This window comes from Isoalcanivorax indicus (assembly GCF_003259185.1).
GTDB classification, from domain to species: Bacteria; Pseudomonadota; Gammaproteobacteria; order Pseudomonadales; family Alcanivoracaceae; genus Isoalcanivorax; species Isoalcanivorax indicus.
The window spans coordinates 1,972,098-1,983,848 of sequence record NZ_QGMP01000001.1; the positions used below are offsets into that span (position 1 = coordinate 1,972,098).

General features: G+C 62.0%; 9 protein-coding genes. 5 read left to right on the top strand and 4 right to left on the bottom strand.

All coding sequences use genetic code 11. The annotated features are described in order from the left end of the window. The first annotated feature begins 54 nt into the window (after window positions 1-54). On the top strand, window positions 55-738 hold the full coding sequence (locus DKW65_RS08985; protein ID WP_111656928.1) for an outer membrane beta-barrel protein: 684 nt from the start codon (window positions 55-57) through the stop codon (window positions 736-738). Between the two features lie 26 nt (window positions 739-764). On the opposite strand, the gene purU is transcribed toward DKW65_RS08985, so the two are convergent. Both purU and DKW65_RS08995 read right to left on the bottom strand, forming a co-directional pair. Beyond that, entirely contained in the window at window positions 765-1,628 is an 864-nt protein-coding gene (gene purU, locus DKW65_RS08990) for a formyltetrahydrofolate deformylase (RefSeq protein WP_111657594.1), read from the bottom strand. Window positions 1,629-1,656: 28 nt separating this feature from the next. After that, window positions 1,657-2,685: an AraC family transcriptional regulator gene (locus DKW65_RS08995; protein ID WP_111656929.1), complete on the bottom strand. Its 1,029-nt coding sequence runs from the start codon at window positions 2,683-2,685 to the stop codon at window positions 1,657-1,659. Between the two features lie 238 nt (window positions 2,686-2,923). Between DKW65_RS08995 and DKW65_RS09000 the strand changes: the two genes are divergently transcribed. The 4 genes from DKW65_RS09000 (at window position 2,924) to DKW65_RS09015 (ending at window position 7,159) form a co-directional block, all read left to right on the top strand. Beyond that, window positions 2,924-4,051, top strand: coding sequence for an acyl-CoA dehydrogenase family protein (locus tag DKW65_RS09000; protein ID WP_111656930.1), 1,128 nt, complete (start codon window positions 2,924-2,926; stop codon window positions 4,049-4,051). Window positions 4,052-4,076: 25 nt separating this feature from the next. Then, on the top strand, window positions 4,077-4,979 hold the full coding sequence (locus tag DKW65_RS09005; protein WP_111656931.1) for an SDR family oxidoreductase: 903 nt from the start codon (window positions 4,077-4,079) through the stop codon (window positions 4,977-4,979). Between the two features lie 86 nt (window positions 4,980-5,065). Continuing rightward, complete coding sequence (gene folE, locus DKW65_RS09010) at window positions 5,066-5,626, top strand: GTP cyclohydrolase I FolE (RefSeq protein ID WP_111656932.1); 561 nt, start codon at window positions 5,066-5,068, stop codon at window positions 5,624-5,626. A gap of 3 nt (window positions 5,627-5,629) precedes the next feature. Further along, complete coding sequence (locus DKW65_RS09015; protein ID WP_111656933.1) at window positions 5,630-7,159, top strand: cryptochrome/photolyase family protein; 1,530 nt, start codon at window positions 5,630-5,632, stop codon at window positions 7,157-7,159. Between the two features lie 67 nt (window positions 7,160-7,226). Here the strand turns inward: DKW65_RS09015 and DKW65_RS09020 are convergent, their stop codons facing one another. Both DKW65_RS09020 and DKW65_RS09025 read right to left on the bottom strand, forming a co-directional pair. Continuing rightward, complete coding sequence (locus DKW65_RS09020; protein ID WP_111656934.1) at window positions 7,227-10,370, bottom strand: Ig-like domain-containing domain; 3,144 nt, start codon at window positions 10,368-10,370, stop codon at window positions 7,227-7,229. A gap of 23 nt (window positions 10,371-10,393) precedes the next feature. Then, window positions 10,394-11,731, bottom strand: a complete 1,338-nt coding sequence (locus DKW65_RS09025; protein ID WP_111656935.1) for an OmpP1/FadL family transporter — start codon at window positions 11,729-11,731, stop codon at window positions 10,394-10,396. Between the last annotated feature and the right edge of the window lie 20 nt (window positions 11,732-11,751).

Sequence of the window (11,751 nt, forward strand, 5' to 3'; positions counted from 1 at the left end):
CCTGGGGTGGTTACAATGGGCGCTATTGTCGTCTCTATAACAAGTAAAACAAACATGACAACACCACTGAAAAAACGTAACGCCCTGCACACCCTCGCTCTGGCGGCCCTGCTGCCGCTGCTGGCCGGTGCCGACACCCTCGAACCGCCTGATGTCGATCTGTTTGCCGAGCTGCAATACAGCCAGTCCGACCTGCGCGCCTTTGGCGAGGACCACCGCGCCGAGGGCTACCGCCTGCGCGGCGGCATCTGGTTCAACAGCCTGGCACGCCACGGGCTCGAATTCGGACTCGAAGCCGCGTTCAACCAGCTGGTGCGCAATACCCGCGACACCGCCTTCAATCGCGCCCCCACTGCCGCCGAGCTGAACAATCCCCCGAACGGCATTGGCACCCTGGAAAGCGTGGATGTGCGCGCTCAGGACCGGCTGGATATCAGCGGTTACGAGATCGGCGGACGCATCATGCATGAACGGCTGGTGTATCTGCGCGGCGGCCTGCTGGCCTACAACATCAAGACCCGCTTCAGCGAAGTGCTGACCTACCGGGGCAGCAGCGACGACCTCACCGGGCCGCCGTTCACGGATGTCGACAGTGTGACCGGCACCGGCCTGTATGCCGGTCTGGGGCTGCATATTCCGCTGGTGCGGGATATTGCGCTGGTGATTGATGCCAGCCGCTATCGTATCGAGTCGGAAAATGTGGACAGCTTTGCCGCCGGGGTGCAGCTGCGCTTCTGAGGTGCCGCGACGCAGGGCCACCCGCCTCAGCGGGTGAACACCACGGTCTTGTTGCCGTCCACGATCACCCGGTCTTCCAGATGCCAGCGCACGGCGCGCAGCAGCACGCCGCGCTCCACTTCCTGCCCCAGTGCCTTGAGTTCCGCCGGGCTGTGCCGGTGTGACACCCGCGCCACGTTCTGCTCGATGATCGGCCCCTGATCCAGATCATCCGTCACATAGTGACTGGTAGCGCCGATCAGTTTGACGCCGCGCTCCCAGGCCTGCTGATACGGGTTGGCGCCGACAAACGCCGGCAGGAAAGAATGGTGGATATTGATGATGCGGTGCGGATAGTGCTGCACGAAATCCGGACTCAGGATCTGCATGTAACGCGCCAGCACCACCAGGTCGGCCTGACCTTCCAGCAACTGCAACGCCTGCTGTTCGGCCTCGACCTTGTTGTCACGGGTCACCGGAATATGGTGGTAAGGAATACCGAACCGCTCCACCTCACCACGCAGGTCATCATGATTGCTGATGACCATGGGAATCACGGCAGGCAGGTCGCCGCCCATGGTCCGCCACAGCAGTTCCAGCAGTGCGTGGTCATGGCGTGACACCATGATCGCCATGCGCTTGCGATCTGCCGCCAGGGTCAGTTGCCAGTCCATGCCGTACTGGCGCGCGACCCGGGTCTCGAAATTGCTTTTCAGGGTATCCCAGGAGCAGTCCAGCCCCGGGGTCTGGAACTCCATGCGCAAGAAAAAGGTACCGGCGTCCGGGTCCGAAGCGTGCTGGTCGAAATCCGTGATATTGGCGCCATGGTGGTACAGGAAGGTACTGACAGCACTGATGATACCCGGCTGATCCGGGCACACGATCAGCAGGCGAGCGGTGGTGGCAGCCACGGCCTCCCGCACATCAGACGATGAGGCATCAGAACTGGGCTGCGTCGCCAAAATACTCTCTCCGGTAGGCGGACGGCGTCTTGCCGGTCCATTTCTTGAAGGCACGGTGGAAGGAACTGGCTTCACTGAAGCCCATCAGCAGCGCGATCTCGTCGATCGACAGCTCCGGCTGCGACAGGTAGTAGATCGAGGCATCCTTGCGGATCGTGTCCTTGATCTCCTGATAGCTGGTATTGCCTTCCTTGAGGCGACGGCGCAGGGTTTGCGGCGTCATGTTGAGCTTTTCACAGATCTCCGAAAAATCCGGGAAGTTGTTGCCGTATTCCTTGGAGATGATAGCCCTGATCTGTGCGGGCAGGCCGACATTGTGGATATTGCCCTCAAGCAGCTGGGCCAGCGAGTCCTTGAGGAACCGCGACAGCGACAGCTGATTCTGAACCAGTGGCAGGTCGAGATAATCGCTGCTGAACACCAGGCAGTTGGTGCTGCTCTCGAAGGTCACCGGGCAGGTGAACACCGACCGGTAATCGTCATCGGCACTGCTGACCCGGGAAAAATCGAACTCCACGCGCTGCGCCTCGATGGCCTTGCCGACCAGCCAGTTCATGAAGCGCAGCGACAGCATCAGGGTCGACTCGATGATGACCTCACGGAAATCCAGCCGCGGATCAGCGTGCACTTGCAGCCAGGCCGTGTCTTCCGAGCGATGCAGCGTGGTATGCACGTCCAGATCGAACAGCTCGTAGAACTGGATACCGCGGCGCACCGCCTTCTCCAGATTCGAGCAGTTGATCACCGCGTGCGCCATCATGCTGAAGGTGCCGGGCTTGGACTTGCGCCCCTGGCCGAAGCCCAGGAACTCATCCTGGGTCTGCTGCATGACTTCCAGCATCAGCCGGATAAAGGTATCCCGCTCGATGCGGGCGTCCGGGTCATCCAGCATACGCCGGGGAATCCCGGCCACCTCGAGCAGCGCCGGGATCGAGGCGCCAGCCCGCGCGGCCCCCTGCAAAACCCGGATCACATGACTGATAGCAATGGTGTTGCGCTTGAACATCCTGAAAGCCACTGCGGCATCCGCCGCCCTTCTGGGTTAATTTTGTATTGTAAATCATGGCGTTGCAGTTTCCATCCCCAGCGCCATCCCGAATCCGGCGCTGGCCCCGGCGGTAAACCGGCACCCATGATAAATAATGTCAGCCAGATTGGCACATTGCGTCATTGAGAGGCCGGCGCCGGGGTTCCAATAATGCCGCCTGTAGGGACAGCCACCAAAACACAACCCGGGACCCGCCATGAAACGCACGCTCTTCACCGATGACCATAGCATCTTCCGCGACAGCTTCCGCAAGTTCTGCCAGGAAGAAGTGCTGCCTCACCAGGAACGCTGGATCGAACAGGGCATTGTCGACCGCGATGTCTGGCTGAAGGCCGGGGCCAACGGCTTTCTGGCGCCCTTCGTCGAGGAACAGTACGGCGGCCTGGGCCTGGAGGACTTCCGCTACGCCCAGATCATGATCGAGGAGCTGTCCCGCATCGGCGAGTCCGGCTTCGCCCTGAGCCTGCACAACGACGTGATCGCCCCCTACCTGCACACCTATGGCACCGAGGAACAGAAAGCCCGCCACCTGCCCGGCGTGGTCAGCGGCGAGACCATTCTGGCGATCGCCATGACCGAACCCGGCACCGGTTCGGATCTGCAGGCGATCCGCACACAACTCGAAGACCAGGGCGACCATTATATCCTCAATGGCCAGAAGACCTTTATTTCCAACGGCATCCTTGCCGATCTGGTGATCGTCGCCGCCAAGGCACCGGAAGGCATCACTCTGGTGCTGGTGGAGCGCAGCATGGAAGGCTTCAGCCGTGGCCGCAACCTGAAGAAGATGGGCATGAAATCCCAGGATACCGCCGAGCTGTTCTTCGAGAACGTCGTGGTGCCGAAGGAGAATGTGCTGGGCAAGCCGGGCATGGGCTTCATGTACATGATGCAGAAACTTGCCCAGGAGCGCCTGGTCTGCGCCATCGGCGCCATCTCGGGGGCCTGGTTTGCCTTTGAAGAAACCCTCAAGTACGTCAAGGAGCGCACCGCCTTTGGCAAGCCCATCGGCAAGTTCCAGAACACCCGCTTCATGATGGCGGAAATGAAGACCGAAATTACCATCGGCCAGCATTTCGTCGACAACCTCGTGCAGCAACATCTGGCGGGCGAGGTCACGCCGGAAGAAGCCTGCATGGCCAAGTACTGGACCACCGACCTGCTCAACAAGGTGGTGGATGACGGCGTGCAATTGCATGGCGGCTATGGCTACATGCAGGAATACCCGATCTGCCGCGCCTATACCGATGCACGCATCACCCGTATCTTTGCCGGCACCAATGAAATCATGAAAGAAGTGATCGGCCGCGGCATGGGGCTGTAAGCCAACACAGAGCGAGGAGCACACGATGTCCACACTGCGTTTTGATGACAAGGTCGTGGTGGTCACCGGCGCCGGTAACGGCCTGGGCCGCAGCCACGCCCTGTCCTTTGCCGCCCGGGGTGCTCGGGTGGTGGTCAACGATCTCGGCGGGTCGGCAACCGGAGAAGGCGCCGACCGCAGCGCTGCGGATCAGGTCGTCGAGGAAATCACCGCCGCCGGTGGCGAGGCGGTCGCCAACCATGACTCGGTCACCGATGGCGACAAGATCGTCCAGTGTGCGCTGGACAACTTCAACCGCGTGGACATCGTCATCAACAATGCCGGCATCCTGCGCGACAAGTCGTTCCACAACATGACCGAAGAAGACTGGGATCTGGTCTATAACGTGCATGTCAAAGGCGCCTTTAAAGTCACCCATGCGGCCTGGCCACACCTGCGTGAGCAGGAATTCGGGCGCGTCATCTTCACCGCCTCGGCCGCGGGCATCTACGGCAATTTTGGTCAGGGCAACTACGCGATGGCCAAGCTCGGCCTGCACGGCCTGGCGCAAAGCCTGGCCATCGAGGGCGCCAAGCGCAATATCGTGGTCAATACCATTGCCCCGATTGCCGGCAGCCGCATGACCGCAACCATCATGCCACCGCAGATCGTCGAGCAACTGAAACCGGAATTCGTCACCCCGCTGGTCCTCAAGCTGTGCCATGAGGAACACCGCGACAGCGGCCAGCTCTATGAGGTCGGCGCGGGCTGGATCGGCAAGCTGCGCTGGGAACGCACCAAGGGCCATGGTTTCCCGATCTCGCAACCGCTGACGCCGGAAGCCATTGTCGAGCAGTGGTCAGGCATTACCGATTTCAGCAACGCCGATCATCCCGGCAATGGCCAGGAAGCCATCATGGCCATCATCGGCAACCTGCAGAACCGCTGACCTGCCCCGGCCGGTCGGGGCGCGGTTGACGCCACCTTGACCGGCACTCACCAATACTGACTGGATACCTTCACGGGGGATCCAGTATGACCGACATCGACACGCTCACCGGGCTTTACCGTCAGGTGCTTGAAACCGTGGGCGAAGACCCGCACCGCGAAGGATTGCGCGACACCCCGAAACGGACCGCCAAGGCGGTGGCCTTCCTGACCGAGGGCTACACCCGATCACTGGCGGAAGTCACCAACAACGCCGTGTTCGAATCCGCCAATGACGAAATGGTCGTGGTGCGGGACATCGAGTTCTACTCGCTCTGCGAACACCATATCCTGCCCTTCTTCGGCACCTGCCATATCGCCTACATCCCCGACGGCAAGGTTCTGGGCCTGTCCAAATTTGCCCGCGTGGTGGATATGTTCGCTCGCCGTTTGCAGATTCAGGAGACGCTGACGCATCAGGTGGCGCATGCCATTCAGGCAGTCACCGGTGCCCGGGGCGTGGGGGTGGTGATGGAAGCACGCCACCTGTGCATGATGATGCGCGGCGTGGAGAAACAGAATTCATCCACCACCACCTCGGTCATGCTGGGCACCTTGCGGGAGTCCGCCGCAGCCCGCAGTGAGTTCCTGTCATTGATCAAGGGTTAGGGCGTGAGCGGCAAGCTGGTACTGATCCTCGGCGACCAGCTCACCGACACCCTGAGCTGTCTCGCCGCAGCGGACCCGAAGCGCGACAAGGTGGTCATGGCGGAAGTCCTGGCCGAGGCCACCTATGTGCGCCACCACAAGAAGAAGATCATCCTGATCTTCTCGGCCATGCGTCACTTTGCCGACACCTTGCGCCGCAAGGGCTGGCACGTCGACTACTTCACCATCAACGATGGCCTGCCGGATATCGCGGCGGCCGTGGCCCGTAGCGCCGCGCAACATGACAGCGAACGGATTGTGACCACCGAGTGTGGCGAATGGCGACTGGACCAGGACATCCGCAGCTGGCCTGAGCAGCTGAAATTGCCCGTCGACATCCTCACCGACGACCGTTTCCTCTGCGACAAGGCGCAATTCGCTGATTGGGCCAGCGGCCGCAAGCAACTGCGCATGGAGTACTTCTACCGGGACATGCGTCGCCAGACGGGTCTGCTGATGACCCCGGACGGCAAGCCCGAGGGCGGCCAGTGGAATTTTGATGCCGAAAACCGCAAACGCTTTGACGGCAGCCGCCCTCTCGCACGCCCGATGCAGTTTACGCCAGACGCCATCACCGACGCGGTCATTGCGGATGTCGAAACACACTTCCCCGATCATTTCGGTGACAGTACACCCTTCTGGTTACCGGTGACACGAAAACAGGCACGCCAGGCGCTGACGCATTTCATGGACCAGGGCCTGCCCGCCTTCGGGGATTATCAGGATGCCATGACCAGCGCCGACGACTTTCTGTTTCATTCGGTGTTATCGCCGGCCATCAACTGCGGCCTGCTGACTCCCGGTGAGGTCTGCCATGCCGCCGCAGAGCGCTACTACAGCGGTCATGCACCGCTGAATGCCGTGGAAGGTTTCATCCGGCAGATCATCGGTTGGCGAGAATACGTGCGCGGTATCTACTGGCTGACCATGCCCGGGTATCTCGACGAAAACCGCCTGGAGAGCCATGCCCCGCTGCCCTGGTTTTACTGGGACGGCAACACGCGCATGCGCTGTGTCAGCGAGGCGGTCCGCGCCACCCGCGAACACGCCTACGCCCATCACATCCAGCGCTTGATGGTCACCGGCAATCTGGCGCTGTTACTGGGGGTGGACATCAAAGCCATTCATGAATGGTATCTGGCGGTCTACGCAGACGCGTATGAGTGGGTGGAGTTGCCCAACACCCTGGGCATGGTCATGCATGCGGACGGCGGTTATCTGGGCTCCAAACCCTATGCCGCCAGTGGCAAATACATACAGCGCATGTCCGACTATTGCGCTGACTGCCCCTACTCCGTGAGCACCGCAGAGCAGGACAACAGCTGCCCCTTCAACAGCCTCTACTGGCATTTCATCCAGCGGCATGAAAAGCGCTTTGCCAACCACCCACGAATGGCAATGATCTATCGAAGTTGGGGAAAAATGGACAAGGGCAAACGCGAGGCGATTCTGGCGCGCGCGAATACCTTGCTGACCCATGTAGAAACGCTCTGACAGGGCGTCGGAATACGCCGCCCCTGAGTGCGCCCCGGCCTTGCTCGCAGCCGGGGCTTACCTCGGCTCAGGGTTCTGCCGGTGCTGAAATGATCGGTTCAGACACATACTCCAGTTGCGCGTCGCCGGTCTCGATGCCGAGGTAGAGCGCGCCGGTCAGCAGCACCGGCTGGCCGATTTCCAGCTCAATGGTCAGCGCGATCGGTGACAGGTTTTGCTGTCTAATTTGCAGGCGGCCATCATCAAGAAACGTCAGCGCCCCGCTCAGCTCCAGCGTCAGCGGATAGCTGCGCAGGTTGTGCGCCACCGGCAACAGTTCACCGCCCAGATTATGATTCACGACCTCGGGGTCCAGTTCCGGCGCGTCCAGGTACAGTGACAGTTGCGCCATGAAACGCGCCTCGCCGGCCTCCTCAACGATCCACCCCTTGATGCGGCCGTAATCCGGCGCTTCACATTCTCCAGAGGCCGCGTTACAGGTATAACGCATGCGCATGACCTGCGGCCCTGTCTGCGCGGGGAGCGCCTCAAAGTTCAGCGATGCGGCGACATCAGACAACTCGACGTGCACCACGGTACCGGACAGCAGCACCTGGGTGGGATGGATATAGGCCAGCACACCCCCCTGATCCTTGACCTGATCGGGAATGCCCGGATCGGCCGCGTCGATGTCTTCCGGTGGTACATAGCCGTACACCTCCACATCCAGATTGCCGTTCAGAAACAGGTAGGTCTCGTCAGGGCAATCCAGCGGCGCATCGTCGGCATCAAAACCACACCCCACATTGGCGTCGCGGAGGGCATTGCCCGAAGCCGCCGTGCCATCAGCATCAGGGTTGGCATCCGGATTGCGTGACAGCCGCGTGCTGTTTGCCAATGCCATCGGGTCCACCGAAGGCAGCGTCTCACCGGCGTCCAATATGAAATTGGCATTCACGTCCGCCCCGGGCAGATTGCGCAAGGCTTGCATCACGGCATGCGACGGCGGCGCACCCAGAAAATGAATCGCCATATCCGGCCCGCCTGCCGTCGCCGGCACGGCCTCGTCGGGAGTTTGCGCCAGTAACCGGGTTTGCAGTGGCAAGCCGCGCCGGTCACAGATGGCGTCGCTGCCGCAGACCGGATCCAGCTCGGACGAACGCAGGGTATAGCGATACAGACTGCCGACCGTCCAGGGCGCGGTCGGGGTAAACGTCAGCGTGCGCATCCCGACCGTCACCTGGCCGTCAACCGGATCACCCACCGGATCGCCTGCGGCGTCAATCTCCTCCACCACAAGGGTGTCTGCGGTCACCGAATCCGGATCCATGTCCTGGGAGAAGGTAACCCTCAAGGAACGATCCGCGGGCAGGCGCGCCAACGGCAGGTGATCGTCGTCCGGCTTCCCACCCAGGCAACGGCCGGCATCATGGTTCGCCAGGTCGGCTTGTTCGGTAACGCAGGGGAAGCCCGGATAGGCACTCAGCACCACCGGGGCACGCGGCTGCTCCGTGACAAAGGTCGGCAAGGCAAACGTATCTTCCTGCACCGCCAGGGCATTGCCCGCCAGGTCGGTAATGCCGTCCTCCAGCACCAGGCTGTATTCGCGCGGCGTGGCATCAGGGCTGTAGATCAACGGTTCCACCGGTCGAATGACCAGGGCGGCACCGTCGGTGTGAACACGGGGCGTCTCCGCCAGCAGACCGTTCTCATACAGGTGCACACGCCCGACCAGTGTGGTGGGGTCGAGAACCTTGGTGAAATTCAGGACCAGCGGATCGCCGGGACGGATCAGCTCAGGGTGGGTGCCGGGCAGCCCGCTCTGCAGCTCGGGCGGCGTCGTGTCGTCCAACGGGGGCGGCGGGTGGTTTTGATCCAGATAGGAGCGCATGGAAAAACTCAGCACACTGCACGCAGATTCGTCGCCCAGGATACGAGGCTCCGCCACGCCCACCGCATCGACGACCAGCCTGCCCTCCTCGACAAACACGGTGCCCACCAGCTCAAGATGCATCAGGTTCTGCGTGACGGCCGCATTGGCCCGGGGATCTTCCGTGGTAATGGCCACGTCCATGTACAGCTTCAGCCAGCGCGGCGCACCGGGCAGGCTGCTGTAGGGATTCTCCAGCATGTAACCCATGGCGTCCGACACAAACTGGATCTCCACCGCGCCCGAGTCGAAACCGGCCGGCACGGCGCCGCCAATCAGCACCTCGAGAGACGTACCGCTCAGGCGCGAGCCGCGCGCAATACGCAACGGTGAGGTATCCGGAAACGTGGGGATATGGGCCAGCTCGGCCCGTATGTCGCCGCTCTGCTGGGTGCTGTTGTCCTCGCCCAGCAGTACCGAGGCCATGGGCACCATATTGACCGGCTCGCCGGTCAGCGGCGACACAACTGCCCCGCCCTGCGCGTCCGGCACTTCCTGCACCAGGGTGGAGCGATTCCCGGTGTCCTGCGGCGAGAACGTCAGGCTGTACGCGTCCAGCGCATCACCATAGGCACTTCGGATGCCACCGAGCAGTTGCAGGGTGTAGTCCTCACCCGGCAGCAACTCGGTCAGGGGATCAAGCGTCAGGTGACGCCCGCGCACCAGCACCTGCGCTGGCACCAGCGCACCCTCGCTGTCGGTCAGGCTCAGGGTATCGCCATAGCGCACCGTGTCCCGCGCCAACGGTTGCGTAAACAGCAACCGGAAGTTGGAGAACGCCAGAATGGGCAACGCCTCGCCATCCGGAATCTGACGCTGCACAGTAAAACCCGTGCTGCTGGCCATCTGTTCACGCGGGCCTTCTGCGGCCGCGCCCGTGGTGAACGAGAAACTGGTCGGTGCCATCTCTCCGGCAGCCAGACTCAGTGCCTCGATCTGCAAGGTGTATTCACTCAAGGGCGCCAGGCGTGCCTCGGGCACAAGCACCAGGCCGCGCCCCTCGCCCACCTCGCGATGGCTGAACGCCACCGTCTCCCCCTCGCCATCCAGTAACGTCAGACGACTCTCCGGGTGCGACGCGGTGATCTCGCTGCTGAAGCGCAGCACCAGCGGTGCCGACGCGGGCACTTCAATCTGTTGCGGCGCCGGATAGCTGTATACCAACCCTTGCTGGCCGGCGTAGCGATCCGGCCCTTGCCGGATGTCCGCCTTGTCATCCCCGCAACCGGCCAGCAGCAGCGCGCCCATCAGCAGCGCCCCGATCAGCGGCGCATTGAATGCAGGTAACCTGATGCCTGTCATGATGTGCTCCTTACTACGCCCGGTCAGAATCGCAGCGTCACGCTGCCCGCAAAAACATGCACCTCGCCCTTGGTGCGCACGGTTTCCAGTGGGTCGGGGTCTGACGGGTCCGACGTCACCAGATCAAACTCGCGATGTTTGAGATGATGGAACTGGTAGCCGACATCAATCTGTACCGGATGCGCCATGAACGGCAGGCGGTGGGCCACCACGCTCAAACCCAGACCCAGCACCAGCTTGTCGTTATCCAGATAATTGACGTCCGGGGTGCGCGTGCTGCGCAACGCCGAACGCTCCCAGGCGGCGCCAGTCTTGACGGTAAAATGCTCACTGACGTCGTGTTCAAGGCCGAGGCGTGGAATCACGATATCGCGAAAACGTGCTTCGGCCTGATCGCGCACGGTGTCCCCTTCGAATTCGCGGCTCAGCCGTTGCCATGCCTGGTATTCCCCGGTCAGCCCCACACGGGTGCGGCCAGCAAACGCGTACTGTATGCCCAGGGTGGTAATCTCCGGCTGAAATGAATCGATGGCTCTGATGGCCAGCTCGAGTCCCGGCCCGGTCACGGTGCCGGGAATTTCTGCCTCGGCATCCACGCGCACACGGGTGTTGGAATAGCCGCGATAGCCCAGTGCAATATCCAGATGATCCATCCAGCAGTCTTGCACGCTGCAGAACGTCTCGCCCATGTTGACGTGGAACCCGAGGATCGGCCGCAGCACCGGCTCGGCGGTGACATCCAGTCGTTCGCGGCGGGTATCTCCCTGGAGATTCGTCTCGGTATACAGCTTGGCGTCACTGTGCAGCGTCAACCGGAGCGCTGCGCCGAAATTAATGCCTCGCCACAATTGGGTGCCGACGCCGATCGACAGGAACAACGGTTGCCGACCGTAGTGCAGGAACTGGCCGAACTCGGATGTCTCGGCATTGAACGCCAGCATCTCCTGCGCATACCGCTCTGATCCCAACATGAAACCGAGGTACAGGGGATGCCGGAACGTTGTCAGGTTGCTCAGATCGGTTTTCAGGCCCAGCAACAACTGCTGCGACGGGGTGTCGTCCAGCACACTGCCACTGCGTTGCGCGGGCGCCGCGCCGCCGAGGCTTTCCGCACGCAAGGTATGGTCCGCATGGAACAGACCGCCCGTGAGTTCACCTCGGCCGTCCCGCGCCAGGGCGGCGGGATTGTAGTAGACCGACGAGACCTGTGTGCTGAACAGGGACAGTGCTTGCGCCGTGGCCACATCATGAGGCAACACACCGTAGGTGGACGGCGCGTTGCCCATGGCGGCCAGCGTCGGTGTCGCCGCCAGGCTCAGCGCCGCACCGAAAAACGTACCCGCAATCGTTGTTATTTTCATAAGGTTGCCTCCGCGATACC